Source organism: Tissierella sp. P1 (genome assembly GCF_002266425.1).
In the GTDB taxonomy this organism is placed as follows: domain Bacteria; phylum Bacillota; class Clostridia; order Tissierellales; family Tissierellaceae; genus Tissierella; species Tissierella carlieri.
In genome coordinates, this window is sequence record NZ_NPMN01000039.1 from 15,757 (window position 1) to 33,083 (window position 17,327).

Annotated in this window: 17 protein-coding genes and 1 pseudogene; 15 read left to right on the plus strand and 3 right to left on the minus strand. The window is 30.5% G+C overall.

Features of this window, described 5'->3' with window-relative positions; all coding sequences use genetic code 11:
• Positions 1-6: 6 nt before the first annotated feature.
• From CIW83_RS19460 to CIW83_RS19485, 6 genes are all read left to right on the plus strand, one after another.
• Positions 7-939, plus strand: coding sequence for a YafY family protein (locus tag CIW83_RS19460; protein WP_094904126.1), 933 nt, complete (start codon positions 7-9; stop codon positions 937-939).
• A gap of 71 nt (positions 940-1,010) precedes the next feature.
• Complete coding sequence (locus CIW83_RS19465) at positions 1,011-1,268, plus strand: zinc ribbon domain-containing protein (RefSeq protein ID WP_094904127.1); 258 nt, start codon at positions 1,011-1,013, stop codon at positions 1,266-1,268.
• Positions 1,269-1,379: 111 nt separating this feature from the next.
• A complete protein-coding gene (locus CIW83_RS19470; protein ID WP_094904128.1) occupies positions 1,380-2,267 on the plus strand; it encodes a radical SAM protein in 888 nt (295 codons plus the stop codon).
• A 159-nt stretch (positions 2,268-2,426) separates the two neighbouring features.
• On the plus strand, positions 2,427-3,407 hold the full coding sequence (locus tag CIW83_RS19475) for an ATP-binding cassette domain-containing protein (RefSeq protein WP_094904129.1): 981 nt from the start codon (positions 2,427-2,429) through the stop codon (positions 3,405-3,407).
• On the plus strand, positions 3,404-4,204 hold the full coding sequence (locus tag CIW83_RS19480) for an ABC-2 family transporter protein (protein ID WP_094904130.1): 801 nt from the start codon (positions 3,404-3,406) through the stop codon (positions 4,202-4,204). The genes CIW83_RS19475 and CIW83_RS19480 overlap by 4 nt, the downstream gene beginning before the upstream one ends.
• 3 nt (positions 4,205-4,207) lie before the next feature.
• A complete protein-coding gene (locus CIW83_RS19485) occupies positions 4,208-5,008 on the plus strand; it encodes an ABC transporter permease (RefSeq protein WP_094904131.1) in 801 nt (266 codons plus the stop codon).
• 39 nt (positions 5,009-5,047) lie between these two features.
• Here CIW83_RS19485 and CIW83_RS19490 read toward each other — a convergent pair whose 3' ends face one another.
• Positions 5,048-5,740, minus strand: coding sequence for a response regulator transcription factor (locus CIW83_RS19490; RefSeq protein WP_094904132.1), 693 nt, complete (start codon positions 5,738-5,740; stop codon positions 5,048-5,050).
• Positions 5,741-5,907: 167 nt separating this feature from the next.
• On the opposite strand from CIW83_RS19490, the gene CIW83_RS19495 reads away from it, so the two are divergent.
• From CIW83_RS19495 to CIW83_RS19510, 4 genes are all read left to right on the plus strand, one after another.
• Entirely contained in the window at positions 5,908-8,241 is a 2,334-nt protein-coding gene (locus CIW83_RS19495) for a PAS domain-containing hybrid sensor histidine kinase/response regulator (RefSeq protein WP_158220184.1), read from the plus strand.
• A 90-nt stretch (positions 8,242-8,331) separates the two neighbouring features.
• Complete coding sequence (locus tag CIW83_RS19500) at positions 8,332-8,622, plus strand: hypothetical protein (protein WP_094904134.1); 291 nt, start codon at positions 8,332-8,334, stop codon at positions 8,620-8,622.
• Positions 8,623-10,611 carry a methyl-accepting chemotaxis protein gene (locus tag CIW83_RS19505; RefSeq protein ID WP_094904135.1) on the plus strand — a complete coding sequence of 663 codons (1,989 nt, stop codon included), beginning with the start codon at positions 8,623-8,625 and terminating at the stop codon, positions 10,609-10,611.
• Positions 10,612-10,849: 238 nt separating this feature from the next.
• Positions 10,850-12,202, plus strand: coding sequence for an MATE family efflux transporter (locus CIW83_RS19510; protein WP_094904136.1), 1,353 nt, complete (start codon positions 10,850-10,852; stop codon positions 12,200-12,202).
• Between the two features lie 77 nt (positions 12,203-12,279).
• Here the strand turns inward: CIW83_RS19510 and CIW83_RS19515 are convergent.
• Positions 12,280-12,671 (minus strand): annotated as a pseudogene (locus CIW83_RS19515) (DUF1667 domain-containing protein).
• Between the two features lie 50 nt (positions 12,672-12,721).
• Between CIW83_RS19515 and CIW83_RS19520 the strand changes: the two are divergent.
• The 5 genes from CIW83_RS19520 to CIW83_RS19540 all read left to right on the plus strand — a co-directional run bounded on the left by CIW83_RS19520 (position 12,722) and on the right by CIW83_RS19540 (position 16,859).
• Positions 12,722-13,231: a nitroreductase family protein gene (locus CIW83_RS19520; protein ID WP_094904137.1), complete on the plus strand. Its 510-nt coding sequence runs from the start codon at positions 12,722-12,724 to the stop codon at positions 13,229-13,231.
• An 80-nt stretch (positions 13,232-13,311) separates the two neighbouring features.
• On the plus strand, positions 13,312-14,007 hold the full coding sequence (locus CIW83_RS19525; protein WP_094904138.1) for an MgtC/SapB family protein: 696 nt from the start codon (positions 13,312-13,314) through the stop codon (positions 14,005-14,007).
• 198 nt (positions 14,008-14,205) lie between these two features.
• Positions 14,206-14,811 carry a peptidylprolyl isomerase gene (locus tag CIW83_RS19530; protein WP_201260060.1) on the plus strand — a complete coding sequence of 202 codons (606 nt, stop codon included), beginning with the start codon at positions 14,206-14,208 and terminating at the stop codon, positions 14,809-14,811.
• 23 nt (positions 14,812-14,834) lie between these two features.
• The gene (locus CIW83_RS19535; protein WP_094904140.1) at positions 14,835-15,596 is read left to right on the plus strand and encodes an epoxyqueuosine reductase; all 762 of its coding nucleotides are present in this window, start codon (positions 14,835-14,837) and stop codon (positions 15,594-15,596) included.
• A 402-nt stretch (positions 15,597-15,998) separates the two neighbouring features.
• Complete coding sequence (locus CIW83_RS19540; RefSeq protein ID WP_094904141.1) at positions 15,999-16,859, plus strand: YARHG domain-containing protein; 861 nt, start codon at positions 15,999-16,001, stop codon at positions 16,857-16,859.
• Positions 16,860-16,967: 108 nt separating this feature from the next.
• On the opposite strand, the gene CIW83_RS19545 is transcribed toward CIW83_RS19540, so the two are convergent.
• A partial coding sequence (locus CIW83_RS19545; RefSeq protein ID WP_143598598.1) for an ABC transporter permease occupies positions 16,968-17,327 on the minus strand: 360 nt, incomplete at its 5' end.

The window sequence follows — 17,327 nt, forward strand, 5'->3', positions numbered from 1 at the left end:
TAAGTGATGAAGATAGATAGACTGCTTTCTATTATAGTTATACTACTTAATAAAGATAATATAACTGCTAAGGAGCTGGCTAATAGGTTTGAAGTTTCTGTAAGGACTATATATAGAGATATAGAGACTATTAACTTAGCGGGGATTCCCATAGTGTCTAGCCAAGGGAGAGATGGAGGATTTAGAATTTTAGATAACTATAGGATGAGCCATCAGTTGCTAACATTAGATGATATGACTTCAATCATTATTGCATTAAAAAACATAGGCAATTTCTCAGAAAATGAAAATATTGACATAACAATTGATAAAATAAGCAATATTGTACCTAAAGATAAGAAGCAAGAGTTTGATTATCATTTTAATGAATTAATAATATGTGATCTGCCATGGGGATATAGAGCTAACTCGAGAGATAAAGAAAAATATAGAATCATATATGAAGCAATAAGGGAAGAAAGGCTAGTAAATATAGAATATAGAGATCCATATGGGAAGATAACAGAAAGAAAAATAGAACCTATGAGTCTTGTTTTAAAAGGACTTAATTGGTATGTTTTTTCATATTGCAATTCAAGAAATGATTATAGATTTTTTCGGCTTTCCAGAATACATAAAATCAATATATTAGAAAAAAGATTTAATCGTAGAGATATTTCTTATGAAGAGTTTAAAAAGCAAAATACTTATATAAATAATATGGTAGAATTAGTTTTAAGGTTTTCTCCTGAAGTGCAGCAAAGAGTTGATGAATTTTTCTATGAAGAAAATATTATAATAGATGAAAAGGGATATACAGTAGTTAGGATTTCATTTCCAGAGGATGAATGGGTTTATTCTATGATATTAAGCTATGGTGAATATGTAGAAGTTCTTGAGCCCCATTATATTAAAGATATAATCAAGAAGAAAGCACAAAAGATTTATGAAAAGTATTAAATATGACATACTGTTGTCAAAAGATAGTGATATTATAGGATAAAACAATAAAAGACAAGGGGGAAAATCTTATGAAACAAGAGTATTGTCAAAGTTGTGGAATGCCAATGGAAGATGTTAACCTTTATGGTACAGAAAAGGATGGAAGTAAAAGCCAAGATTACTGCACATATTGTTATGAAGATGGAAATTTTAGCAAACCTGATGAGACAATGGAAGAAATGATAGAAACTTGTGTACCTTTTATGAAAGAAAATGAAATGGATGAAGAAGAAGCAAGAAAATTATTAAATGACTCTCTTCCACATTTGAAACGTTGGAAAAAATAAAATGGTTTTTAATTTTAATTCTCCTATTTAGCAAATGTGCTGGATAGGAGAGTTTTTCATTGGCTTATCTATATAGGAATAGATATTAATTAGGAGGATAGTTAATCTAAAATGAAATATATAGATGCTAAAACAATAATTACACATAATAAATATCCAAATGCATGGTTTGGGAATAAATATAATATGAATATTTATCGTGGGTGTAGTCATGGATGTATTTACTGTGATTCTAGATCTGATTGTTATCAGATAGAAAACTTTGATGAGATTGTAGCAAAGAAAGATGCTCTCATAATAATAGAAAAAGAATTAAGAAGTAAAAGAAATACTGGTATTGTAGGCACTGGTTCTATGAGTGATCCATACAATCCTTTAGAAAAGAAATATAATTTAACTAGAGGTGCATTAGAACTTGTAAATTCATGCGGTTTTGGCATTGGTATTACGACTAAATCAGATATTATAATTAGAGATATTGATATTTTAAAAGATATTAATAAACATTCACCAGTATGTATTGGTATTACTATAACGGCGGGAGAAGATTATTTATCACAAAATATAGAACCCTTAGCACCCTCTTCTTCAAGACGATTTGATGCTCTAGCTAAGTTATCTAAGAATGGAATATATACAGGAATTTTAATGATGCCTATTTTACCATTTATATCTGATAATGAAGAAAATATTATTTCTATTGTAAAAAAAGGAGCAGATTGTGGTATTAAATATATTTATCCAGCATTTGGAGTTACTTTACGCTCGGGGAACAGGGAATATTTTTATCACAAGCTTAATCAAACTTATTCAGGAGTTAGTGAAAGATATAAAATGAGTTTTGGATATTCCTATGAATGTTTGTCACCAAACTATAAAGAATTATGGAAAATCTTTAAAAAAGAGTGTGATAAATATAATATTGTTTATAAAATGTCTGATATTATAAAGGGTGCAGAGAAAAGCAGCCAAACTAAGCAATTATCGATGTTTAGTTGATTACCAAAAAAATTGGGATTTGCAGATTAGATAGCTAATAAAACTTTAAAAGTTTCTCTTATATAACAAATATATTACATAAGAGTTTTTTCGTTGACTTTGCTCCCTTACTCTGATAAAATCATCCTTACGTCTAAAAAATAGAGAGGAGGGTTTTATATGGTTATTGTAGCAAATGAGCTGTCAAAAGGATATAAGATATCCCAAAGAAGCCCAGGTATAGTAGGTGGACTAAAGAGCATTATACACAGGGAGTATAAGGAAATAACTGCTCTGGACAAGATATCCTTTGAAGTAGTGAGAGGAGAGTTGGTAGGATATATTGGACCAAATGGAGCTGGTAAATCTACTACAATTAAAATACTATCAGGTATTTTAACACCAGATTCAGGAGAATGTAAAGTTCTTGGAAAAGTTCCATATAAGGAAAGGATAGATTATGTAAAGGATATAGGGGTAGTTTTCGGTCAGAGAACTCAACTATGGTGGGATTTACCTGTAATTGATTCCTTTGAATTACTGAAGGATATCTACAAAATTCCTTTAGGAGACTATTTAAAGATTAAAAAAGAGCTGGTAGAATGGCTCGGCCTAGAGAACTTTATAAATACTCCAGTAAGGCAGCTAAGCTTAGGTCAGAAAATGCGATGTGAGCTAGCAGCATCACTTCTTCATTCCCCAAAAATACTTTTCCTTGATGAACCTACTATAGGGTTGGATGCTATATCTAAATTAGCTGTTAGAGAATTTATAAAAAAGCTGAACAAGGAAAGAGGAGTTACAGTCATACTTACGACCCATGATATGGATGATATCGAAACTCTATGCAATAGAGTAATCATAATAGGGAAGGGAAAAATCCTTTTAGATGGTTCCTTGCAATCCCTTAGAAACACAGTATCTAAAGACAGAAGATTGATTTTAGACTTTGATGAAGGAATAAATGGCTTTTCAATAGTGGGAGCAACTCCCATAAGTCAAGAGAATAATAGGCTTGTAATTGATTTTAATCCTGATATAATCACACCTGCAGATCTAATAACTACTTTATCCACTAAATATAAAATAAAAGATATATTAATAGAGAACCCTCCCATTGAAGAAATTATTGCCAAGCTCTATGGAGAATTTAACATATGAAGGCATTTATATCTATTATAAAAATTAGATTTAATCTATTATTGCAATACAAAGTTGCTGCTATAGCAGGTATGACTACTCAATTTTTCTTTGGGATGATTATGGTCATGGTATTATATGGGTTTTATAGTTCCTCAGGTGGAGAGATGCCTATTAATCGTGAGGCAGCTATTACCTATATATGGATAGGTCAAGCTATGCTTGGAATGTTACCATGGAATGGTGATAGTGAAATACAAAATCTAATAAGGACAGGGAACGTAACCTACGAACTTATTAGACCAATGAATTTATATAATTATTGGTTCGCAAGAGCCTTTGCTTTAAGAACTGCGCCAACTCTACTTAAATCCATTCCTTTATTTATTATAGCTTTATTATTACCAAAAGATTATAGAATGGAATTACCACCAAATGCTTTGGCTACTATAGGGTGGGCAGTAACCACCTTTGGTGCTCTTATGATTTCTTGCACCATAACTAATATAATTAATATGACTACTCTTTATTCTCTGTCAGGAGATGGAATACAAAGACTATTAGCAACCATCGTCACAATATGTTCTGGTATGATAGTACCATTACCACTTTTTCCAGATAAGTTCAAACAAGTATTAAATTACTTACCCTTTAGCGGATTAGTAGATATCCCAGCTAGATTTTTTACTGGAGAAATACCTTTTAGTCAGTTGCTTGGACATTTTTTATTTCAGTGCATATGGGCATTTGTACTATATTTATTAGGCCAATGGATTTTAAATAAAAAAATAAAAGACTTGATAGTACAAGGAGGCTAGAGTATGGATAGTATAAAATTATATTTTAAGTATATTAAACTAAGTATAGAATCTCAGCTTCAATATAAGGCCTCCTTTATTATGATGTCTATTGGTCATTTCTTAATAACTTTTATTGAATTTCTCGGTGTATGGGTATTGTTTGAAAGATTTGGTAGTATTAAAGGTTTTACTTTTGAAGAAGCCGCCTTATTCTATGGAATAGTTCATATTGCCTTTTCCATTACAGAAGGTTGGACTAGAGGATTTGATACTTTTCCTAGACTAGTCAGATTAGGAGATTTTGATAGGATATTACTTAGACCAAGGACTACAGTATTACAGATTCTAGGACATGATTTTCAGATAATGAGAATAGGTAGATTTGTTCAAGGTCTTGTAGTGCTTATATGGGCTATGCTTAAATTAAAGATAGAGTGGACTTTAGGAAAGACTCTATTATTAATTGGATCTATTATTGGAGGAAATTTTCTATTTTCAGGTCTTATAGTACTTCAAGCTACCTTATCTTTTTGGTCTGTACAGAGTCTAGAAATAGTAAATTCCTTTACCTATGGTGGAGTTCAAGCAGCACAATACCCCATTTCTATATATAAACCTTGGTTTAGAAAAATACTTATATATGTTATACCATTAGCTACAGTGAATTATTTTCCTGCTATGAGTATATTAGGAAAGTCTCAATTATTAAACTATCCTATTTGGATAGGGTGGGTTTCTCCATTCATTGGGTTCATGTTCTTTATATTTTCTATATTAATATGGAGAATTGGAGTGAAGCATTATACTTCTACTGGAAGTTAAAAGTAACAGGAGTTGTATCTAACAACTCCTGTTACTTTTTTATTCTCTAAATCTATATCCAATACCACTCACTGTATCAATATAATGTTTTTGTTTTTTAGTATCTCCTAGCTTTTTCCTTATAGAAGATATATGCATATCTACAACTCTAGTATCTGGGCTATAATCCAGTCCTCCAATTTTATCTAATATAGTTTGCCTATGTATAACTTTACCAGGATTTGAAGCTAATAAATATAGTATTTCAAATTCCTTGAAGGAAAAGTTAATGACTTCATTATTCTTTTTTATTATTCTCTTATTTACGTTTATTTCCAAATCATGAAAAGCTATTATAGGACCAGTTTTATCTTCAATAGCCTGAGATCTTCTTATAGAAGCATTTAATCTAGCTATTAATTCCCTATGATGGAATGGCTTTGTTATATAATCATCTGCACCCATTTCAAGTCCAAGGATAGTATCTAATTTATCATGGTTTACTGTAACTATTAAGATGGCAATATTTTTATGTATTGGGTGATTTCTAATGTATTTTAATATTTCAAACCCACTAGTGTCTGGCAGGGCTAAATCCAGTATAGCAGCAACAATTTTATTATTCATCAATGATTCTATAGACTCTGCCCCATTAGTTGCTTTTAATACAGAAAAACCATATTTATTTAATATTGCATTAAAAAGCTTCATACTTATAATATCATCTTCAACCACTAAGACTTGATTGTCCATAATTTGTCTCCTTACTAATATAGTTTAGATAATGTACTTCTTACAATTATAGTTTAAACTAAGAGAAAAATATTTTCTATCATAGATAAATATATACATTGTATCATATAAAGAGAATTTAATACAAATAATTCCGATAATAACATAAAATGGAAGGTGAGGAGAGATTGGATACTAAAAAGACAGAAAAGTGTGTATTTAAAAATATTAGAGAGATGGACAAAATAGAAGACCAGTTACATAGTATACATCCCTTGTTGGAGTATATGTTTGAAAATGCTACAGAAGGGATGTGTATTATAGATGATAATCGTAGGATAATAAAGGTTAATAGTAAATTATTAAAGATATTAGATGTTAATGAAGATAAGATATTGGATAAAAAATGTTATGAAATTAACTCTTATATTATCTGTGATTTAAAAGAATGTCCATTAGAGAGAATGAAAAAAGGAGAACATTACATTACTTATGAAATCAAAAAAAGATTAATGGATAGGGAAATTTTTTTACTTATTACAGCAACTCGACTATTTGCTATTGATAAAGAATTAAGGGGAACTGTGTTACGACTGAAAGATATAACAGTATTCAAAGAGCAAGAAAAATCTATAAAAAAACATCTGAACTTATTAAAACATACAATAGATTCTATTCAAGATATAATAGCTATAATTAAACCAGATTTAACTGTAGAACTACTAAATAAAGAAGGATATAAATTTTTTGATTCTAATCAGAATAACGTTATAGATAAAAAGTGGAATCAACTTATTGAAGAAAAACTAGGAAAAGAAGGATTATTAAATTATCAAGCAGCTAGTTGTAAAGACAGATTTATCAGGAAAAAGTATTTTCCTAAAATTGATAAGTATATGGATTGGTACAGCAAATTAATTTTTGATGAAAAGGGTAATGTAAAATTTATTATTGAAAGGTTAGTTGATATAACAACATCTGTAAAACATGAAGAAGAGCTAAATCAAGATAAAGGGTTAAATATACTACAGAATGAATTTTTAAGAGACATAAGTCATGAAATACGTACACCAATGAATGGAATTATTGGTCTGGTAGAATTATTAGGAGACACACCGTTAAACGATACACAAAGAGAATATATTGATATGTTAAGATTTACAACTGATAGGTTTCTTTCTCTTGTAAATGACATATTAGATCTATCTAAGATACAAGCTGGGAAGTTTGAGCCTATAAATGATAAATTTAATATTTTAAAACTACTCAAAGATATTACACATTATTTTAAATTGCAGGCAAATAAAAAGGGATTAGACTTTCATTATAAAATAAATGATAATATGCCCCATAGTATAATTGGCGATATGGATAGATTAAGTCAAGTCCTATTTAATATCATTGGAAACTCTATAAAATTTACCGAAAAAGGATATATTAGTCTAGAATTGGAAGTGTGTTATGAAGATGATGAACAAATAGATATTCTTTTTAGTGTAAAGGATACAGGAATAGGTATACCTAGTGAGAATATAGATACAGTTTTTGAAAGCTTTAATCAAGTAAATCTGAAAGCTTCAAGAGAATATGGAGGTACAGGTTTAGGACTTGCTATTTCTAAGAAACTTGTAGAGCTCATGGGAGGAGAAATAAAAGTAAAATCACAGCAAGGTAAAGGAAGTGTATTTTCTTTCAACTTAAAATTTTTAAAAGATGATTATAAAGGTTTAGATAAGAAATCCTTAAATTTAAAAGAAAGTTCTATAGAAAATATTTTATTTTATGGAATTCGTATTTTGGTTGCAGAAGATGATATTGTGAATCAAAGAATAATAAAAAGTATATTGGATAAAAAAAAGTGTATAGTGAGCATAGTTTCAAATGGCAAAGACACATTGGAATATTGGCAAAATAACGATGTTGATTTAATACTAATGGATATTGAAATGCCAGTGATGAACGGATTTGAAATAGTAAAAGAAATTAGAGAAAGAGAATTGGTAACAGGTAAGTATACCCCTATAATTGCATTAACTGGAGCTACGATGAGAGAAGATAGAGAGAAATGTTTAAAAATGGGAATGGATGGATATATATCAAAACCTATAAGAATAGATAGAATTTATCAAGCAATAAATAGTGTATTGAGAAAGTATAGAAAAATAGAAAGTTTAAGTATAAGGCAGTTTCTTGAGAGGGTAGATGGAGATAAAGAAGTTTTGACGGAAATAATAGAAGATATAATATCTGATGATTATGAGAAAGAATACTTAGGAAATATAGAAACATGTATAGAGCAAGGAAATTTAGAGGCTTTAAGTAAGAATATTCATAAATTTAAGGGAAGTATATCAAATTTTGACGCATATAATGCTATTAATATTCTAGAAACAATGGGTGAGAATATAAAATCTAGAAATCTATATATAATAAGGCATTTATTTAAAGAATTAAAAAATGAATTTTTTGATATTAAATGTGAGCTTAAAGAATATAAAAGAAAATTCCTAAACAACCTATAAATATAGGTTGTTTTTTACAAAAAAATTACATAATCTCCTATGGAATTTACAACGATTATATATAATAATTTTCAATAACGTCGAAGGCTGTTGTCTTTTGTAATATTATATAAAAATTTTAAGACTAATAATATAAATAAAAGCTTTGAAAAAGTTTTTCAATATGGTTTAAAGAATCTAGAGAATAAGGAGTTCACAAAAATATTATGGGAAGATATACTCTATGATAATTCCTATAGTTTTAGAGAAACTATAGAAACTGTGGCATGGGGATATTTAATTAGTAGATTCGTGGAAAAGATAAAATTTAAGAATTATTGGTTAAAAGTAAAAAATATTTATGATTTATATTATTTAAAAATTAAAATGGAGGTGTTATAAGTGAAAAGTATAAAAACAAAACTTATTATTTATTTTTCTGCATTGATTTTACTATCATCTATTGCATTAGGAGCAATTTCTATTATATATTCTAGTATAACCTTAACGGGAGAGGCAGAAAAAACTCTTATTGCCCTAACGGCAGAAGGGGCTAGGGTGACAGACAGTAGAATTGAGACTCAAATGCGAACATTAGAAGCTATAGCAAATATGGCAGATATAGGAAGTATGGATTGGACGTTACAAAGGCCTATTTTGGAAGAACAATTAAAAAGAACTAATTTTCTTGACTTTGGAGTAGTGAATCTAACAGGAAATATCTATTATGCAGATGGTACAATTTCTAAGTTTGGAGATAGAGAATATATAGAGAAGGTCTTAAAAGGTGAGGATAATATATCAGATTTAACGATTAGTAGTGTGACAGGCAAGCCTGTTTTTATGTATGGGACTCCTATAGAAAAAGATGGCAAAATAGTTGGTGCTTTAATAGGCAGTAGAGATGGATATGCTTTGAGTGATATAATAGATGAAACTGGCTATGGTGAAAGTGGTTATGCATATATGATTAATGACATTGGAACCACAGTTGCTCATCCTGATAGAGATATGGTATTGAGACAACAAAATATTATAGAAGAAGCAAAGAGTGATGAAAGTCTAGCATCAGCAGCGGAACTATTTAAAAAGATTTTAGTAGAAAAAAATGGCGTTTCAGATTATTCACTTAATAATCAAGATTTATATGCTGCATATGCACCAATAGAAGGAACTAACTGGATATTAGTTATTACGGCAAATATAGATGAGGTATTGTCTGCTATTCCACCAATGCGTAATAGCATCTTAATAGCAGCAGCAATTAGCTTAATCGTTAGTATGGCTATTACATATTTAGTAGGGAATTCAATTTCAAAACCTATTATTCAAGTGGTAAGATATTCAGAAAATATAGCCAATCTTGATATTAGGGAAAGTGTTTCCCAAGATTTTCTTAATAAAAAAGATGAAATTGGAATATTAGCAAAATCATTTCAAAGTATAACTGATAATCTTAGAGATATTATTAAAGAGGTTAATTATTCTTCAGAGCAAGTAACTTCTACTTCGGAAGAACTGACAGCTACTACACAGCAATCGGCTGCTGCTGCAGAAGAAATAGCAAGAACAGCAGATGAGATATCAAAAGGTGCAGCTGAACAAGCGCAGAATACTGAGGGAGGATCTTCAAAGGCTGTTTTATTAGGGCAGATTATCGAAAAAGATATAGGGTATATGAAAAACTTGAACACTGTTTCAAATAAGATTACGGAAGTAGTTAATGAAGGATTAAAAGAAATTCAAAACCTATATGAAATAACTGAAGAAAGTAACAGTGCAACGGGAGAAATCAACGAGGTTATATTAAAAACAAATGAGAGCTCTATTAAAATAGGACAGGCTAGTAATGTAATAGCATCAATAGCAGAACAAACTAACTTATTGGCTTTAAATGCAGCAATAGAAGCAGCAAGAGCTGGAGAATCAGGAAGAGGATTTGCAGTTGTAGCAGAAGAGATTAGAAAATTAGCAGAAGAATCCACAGAGTCTACAAAGTCTATTGACCAGATAGTTAATGAATTACAGGATAATGCACAAAATGTTGTAAAGACAATGGAGAGAGTATCAGCCATATCTCATGAGCAAACAAAGAGTGTAATTAACAGTAAAGATAAATATATATTAATCGCAGAAGCTATGGAGGAGGCAGAAAAAGCAGTTTTAAAATTAAATGATTCGGGGTTAGATATGGAAAGAATGAAAAATGAAATACTTCACACCCTTGAAAATCTATCAGCTATTGCACAAGAAAATTCAGCTGCAACAGAGGAAGTAACAGCATCTATAGAAGAACAAACGGCTTCAATAGAAGAAATTGCAAGTGCCAGTGAGGGATTAGCAAACTTAGCACAAGATTTACAATCAATTATTAAGAAGTTTAGAGTTTAAGATAAAAGCTCCTATGTTTAATTAAATGACTTAAACATAGGAGCTTTTGTAACCAGTGAGAAAATAAATATAACTTTCTATAGATGGATTTCATAAAATGCTTTTTCAATATATGAATGTTTAAATGAAGGCTTTTTATATAAATCTATCTAATTATCTTGAATAATCTTTAACTTTAATGTAAAATTACTTAGAGTTACTAAATAGAGTAACTATTAATCAACTAGGAGAGGCTAATATGAGTAAAAATATTAATTTAACAGAAGGTAATATTTCCAGTACCCTTACTAAACTAGCATTACCTATTATGGGTACATCTTTTATACAGATGATGTATAATTTAACAGATATGATGTGGCTAGGGCGACTTAGTACTAAGGCTGTAGCTGGTGCAGGTACAGTGGGGTTTTTTATGTGGTTTGGGATGTCATTAGTGCTGATTTCTTCAATAGGAGTGAGTGTAGGAGTATCTCAGGCTTATGGAAGGGAAGATATGGAGGATGCTAGGGAATATATATCTAGTGGAATAAAGCTAGACATACTTATAGGTATCATATATTCATTATTATTACTAATCTTTAGACATCAGGTGATTGGATTTTTTAATTTGGGTGACGCAGAGACTATTCAATTAGCCACAGATTATTTAACAATTATAGCTTGTGGATTTATATTTCACTTTATTAACCCAATATATTCAGCAGTATTTAATGCATCAGGTAATAGTATTACACCTTTTATTATAAATACTATGGGGTTAGTTACTAATATAGTTTTAGATCCTATTTTAATCTTTGGTATAGGACCTTTTCCTGAAATGGGGATAAAGGGAGCGGCATTAGCTACTGTACTTGCTCAAGTTGTAGTTACTTCAATATACATAGTAGTATCAAGAAAAAATAAAGAGTTATTTTCCCATTTGCATCTTTTTAAGTTACCAAAGAAAAACTATATTAAAAGAATACTTAAATTAGGTTTTCCTGCGTTTTTACAGTCAGGAGCTCATGCATCAATATCAATGGTTTTGACAAAAATACTAGCAAAATGGGGTCCTACTCCAGTAGCAGTACAATCTGTAGGCTCTCAAATAGAGTCTATATCTTGGATGACAGCAGAAGGGTTTTCTACTGCAATAGCAGCCTTCGTAGGACAAAATTATGGTGCTAGAAACTATGATAGGGTAAAAGAAGGATATTATAAGGGGCTTAGGATAGTTGGTACTATAGGAATTTTTGCAACTATATTACTTATATTTGCTGGGGAACCTATATTTAGAATATTTACACCAGGAGACGCTACTGCAATAGCTCAAGGAGCCATATATCTAAGAATTTTAGGATTTTCTCAATTTTTTATAACTATTGAAATAGCATCCACAGGAGCATTTAATGGAATTGGTAGAACTCAAATCCCAGCAATAACCGGAATTATATTAAATTCACTAAGGATTCCAGGAGCTTTACTTTTATCCAGTACCATATTAGGAATGACTGGAGTATGGTGGAGTATGAGTATTAGCACTATATTTAAGGGAATTATTTTAACCTCTTTATTTATGTATGTAATAAAAAAGGGATTACATACTAAATAAGTAACAAAAATGGTGCAGCCCTAATCCTAAGCCTATTGATGGGCTAGGACGGCCACCAAGTTTGTTACTTATTATGATCAGTTTACTCTTCGAGCTGCAACTACGTCAACACCAGTACCCAATATATTTTTTATAATGATCTCTCCCTTTTCTATAGGGCAGATACTTCAGTTACCTTGATAATTTCCATGCATTCATCAACCAAATTTTCGGGAATAACTCCATTAGTTTTAACGGGAAGTCTGCCCATAGGACCATTATTAAGTAACACTCTAGATGTAAGAATTCTTGAAGGTTCTAAGAGTTCATTAATACCATATTCTTTACCTCTATTACATCTATTACCTTCAACTGAAAATTGAGAATCATCATTTTTGGTTATTCTAAGGTCACAGCCCACAGGGCAAACCTTACATTTTTTTTCAACTATGTTCATAATAGGACCTCCATGATAAATTAACATAATCATTATAACATATTATGGTGGATGTAGTATATTTAATAAAAGGAGATGATTTAATGGATGTTTTGCAGGCTATAATGACTAGAAGAAGTATACGAAAATTTACAGGAGAAGTAATTACAGAAGAACAATTAGATACATTGCTTAGAGCGGGATTTCAAGCACCTTCTGCTCATAATATTCAACCTTGGCATTTTGTAGTAGTTAGAAATAAGGAATTACTTGAAAAAATATCAGATTTTCACAAGTATGCAAAGATGCTACCTAGTGCTGGATGTGGAATAATAGTTTGTGGTGATGAAGAAAAACAGTCAAATAGAGGGTTTTTGGTAGAGGATTGTTCTGCCGCCATACAAAACATGCTTTTAGCCGCTCACGGCATAGGATTAGGTGCAGTATGGTGTGGCCTATATGATTCTGGAAATCTAGTTGAGGTTATGAAGGATGTACTAGAGTTACCTAATAATATTATACCTATAGGTATGGTAGTAGTAGGGAATAAAGAGAAAGATATGGAACAAACAAATAGATATGATGATAATAAAATACACTATGATAAATGGTAGATAAAAAATGAGTATATGTATATAATAGAGCATAAGTATAATTAATATACCTAGATAATATTATTATAAGGGGTTTTGTTATGATATCTAGAACCGAAATAGTTACAAGGCTGTTGCTGTCTGCTATAATAGGTGGATTTATAGGCACTGAAAGAGAGGTTAACAATAGGCCAGCAGGATTAAGAACACATATACTAGTTACATTAGGATCCACCTTAGTTATGCTTGTTTCCATTGATGGATTTCAATCTGCAGATCCTTCTAGATTAGCAGCACAGGTTGTTAGTGGAATAGGTTTCCTTGGGGCGGGAACTATTATGAGAACAGGTAATAATATCAGTGGACTTACTACTGCTGCCAGTTTATGGGTATGCGCTGGAATTGGCTTAGCGGTTGGAGCAGGATATTATCTAGGAGCTATAGTTACTACTGCCATAGTCCTTGCTACTTTAATGAGTTTAGGTATATTTGAAAAAAGGATATTAAGGAAAAAATATCAGGCTATTGAAGTAATAGCCACAAATAGACCAGGGATTATAGGGCAAATAGGAGTTTTATTCGGAAAACACTATGTTTCTATTAAAGATATAACCATTTTAAATAATGACAATGAATATGACGAAGATAGCGGGATTATGGAAATTCGATTTCTAATCAAGACACCTAATAATTTTAATATAAATAACTTATATAAAGAAATCTATCAGATTCATGGTATTATTAGCGTTAGCTTTGAAGGTAATATTATACCGCATAATAAAGATATAGATTTTTAATTAATATAGTTATTGTATAATATAAGATAATGTCGTATAGAAAGTATTAGAGAACTAGGAGTTGCAAAAATGTATAAAAAAACTATTAAAATTTTAATATTATTACTAGCTACATCCTTGATTTTATTTACAGGAGGATGCAAAAAAGAAAAGATAGTAGAAAAAGAAGAAATAGAAAAAAATGAAGGAGGAAATGATATGACATTAGAGCAGCTAGAGCAACCACAAGAAGGAGAAGAAATTGCAGTTATTACTACAAATTATGGAGAAATAAAAATAAGACTTTTTCCAGAAATAGCACCAAAAGCAGTGGAAAATTTTAAGACTCATGCTAGAGATGGATATTATAATGGTGTTACTTTCCATAGAGTAATGAATGAATTTATGATTCAAGGGGGAGATCCAGATGGTACTGGTAGGGGTGGTCAAAGTATCTGGGGTAAACCTTTTGAAGATGAGTTTAATGTAAATTATAGAAACTTTAGAGGAGCATTATCCATGGCTAATGCTGGGCCTAATACTAATGGGAGTCAATTTTTCATAGTACAAAAAACAGAAACTGAGGAAAACATAATCAAGCAAATGAAAGAAGCAGGTGAACAAAGAGGATATCCAGATGCAGTAATAAATGCTTATGCTGAACTAGGAGGTACCTATTGGCTAGATGGTGCACATACAGTATTTGGTCAAGTATTTGAAGGAATGGATATTGTAGATAAAATAGCTTCTGTAGATGTTGATGCAAACGATAAACCAGTTGAGCCAGTTGTTATGGAGAAGGTGGAAATATTAGAATATAAATAATCAGCAATAGGGGGGAGGATAGCATGAAAGAAAAGGTTGGAAATATTATAAAAGAATTTGTTTTCAGCTATCAAAACAATGAGGATATATCTACAAAGTGGAAAGAACCATTAATTGCTTATGCTGATGCAGATGATATTATGTTTAGTAAATTAAAAGAAGCAGTAAGCGAAACTCATTTATTACCTCATGATTTGCTTGATGATGCAGAAACAGTAATTGCTTATTTTCTTCCCTTTGAAGAATATATACCAAATAGCAATATCGAAAATAGGCACAGCTCTAAGGAATGGGCAACTGCCTACATAGAAACAAATAAAATTATTGCGGAAATAAATAAACATCTAAAAGAGAAACTACAAGAGTCAGGATATAGCCTTGAAGTTGTACCTGCAACACATAATTTTGATACAGAAAAACTAATGAGTGATTGGTCCCATAGGCATGTAGCATATATAGCTGGACTTGGAAAGTTTGGATTAAATAATATGTTGATTACTGAAAAAGGTTGTTGCGGTAGAATAGGCACTGTGGTTACAAATATAAAAATACAGCCGACTACGAGACAAGATAAGGAAAATTGCCTATATAAGCATAATGGCAGCTGCAAGAAATGTGTAGACAGGTGTGTAAATAATGCATTGAAACTAGATGAATTCAATAGACATTTATGTTATGAGATGTGTTTAACAAATGGAGAAACCTATAAAGATATGGGATTGGCAGATGTTTGTGGCAAATGTTTGGTTAAATTGCCTTGTTCTTTTAGAAATCCAGTTAAGTAGTTGTTGACAGAGTTATATGAACTAAAAACAAAGCCTATGGGTGAAATTCCATAGGTTTTGTTGTAATATAGATCGTTTTGCCAGTTCAAATTTACAAATAGAAAAACTCCAGAAGAATATGTTAATAAGATATCATCAATAGTACGCAACAAATTAAAATAGGAAGTAAATATTAATAAGGTTTTATTACAAGGGTTAGAACAAAGATTTTAAACCGTAACCTCTATCAGAGTATCAATAAAATATCAAGTAATGAGATAATTTTGGGTATATATTAAAAAGCTTATGTTTAGAGAATGTTCTCAACTTATTTTCTTATAAGATAGCTTTTTGCTAAAAAATAATTGACATGAATAATAAAGATGTGGATTTTCATATAAAGCATATATATGGGGGAGATATATGAGAAACTATAAAATTATAAGAGGTTTATTATTAACTTCAATATGTATAACATTATTGACAGCATGTGAAAAGGAATCAGAAAGTATTTCTCAAATGGAAGAGTCTGAGGTTTATAAAAGTACCTATATAACGCAAGAAAATGATAATAAGAATCAAATTGTGAATCAGAAAGTATATGAAAGTTTTAAGGGGACATGGAGTGAGGAAGGTAAACAGAAAGAAGAAATTTTACATAATGGAGGTAGTTATTTAGAAGTATATGAAATAAATAATAATTTTCTCAAGGGCTCTTATATATCTGTTCAGGAACAATCCCTAAGAATTGCTGAAGTTGATATTGCTGCGGAAATCAATGATTATTACATTTCTGAGAGCTTTTCTGATGATGGATTTGGAAATAGAGGAATCATGCAAATAAGAATGGCAACTGAAGAGGTAAGAGTTGAAATATTATTTGAACATAAAGAAGAAAGTAATTGGTCGATTCAGGATTCAGATTTAGTGCCTATGAATGAAATAAGAAAATATGACGAAGAGGAGCTTGTTTTGTATACGAGTGCAATTAATGATTATAGAGAAAAAATGGGGAAATTTGATGTAGACTATGATAATTTTATTTTTGATACGGATGAAAGAGTATATTCTATGGAGGAAATAGAAGAATTAACAGAGATACAGCGTTCTATTTTTCGAAATGAGATTTATGCAAGGCATGGATATGTATTTGAATTAGAAGTACTTAATCAGTTATTCAAAAAATATAGTTGGTATGTGCCAATGAAGTCACAAAAATTTTTTGATACAAATGATTTTTCAGAGTATGAGCAAGAGAACCTAAATAATATTGTGCAATATTAATATATATTGTTTTGATATAAGAATAATTGTGAAAAAACAACTATAAAAAACGGTGGTCATCTCAGCCAATAGGACTAGGGATACACGTTTTTTATAGTTGTTTTTATTCTACCATCTTTTAAACTTATCTTCTAATATAGCAACTAACTTATACATTACAGCGGATATAATAGCTAATATGAATACACTCATCATTACAATATCCAACTTAAAGACTTGCCCACCATATACAATTAAATATCCTATGCCTGCTTTCGATACTAAAAACTCTCCTACAATTACTCCTACCCAAGATAAACCAATATTTATTTTTAATGTGCTTATTAGAGCAGGTATAGAAGAAGGTAATACTACTTTTTGTAAAATTTGCAGCTTAGTGGCACCAAAGGTATTTAACAATCTAATTTGATCTTCATCGACAGCTATAAAGCTTGCAAACATATTCATAATAGTGACTACTATTGATAC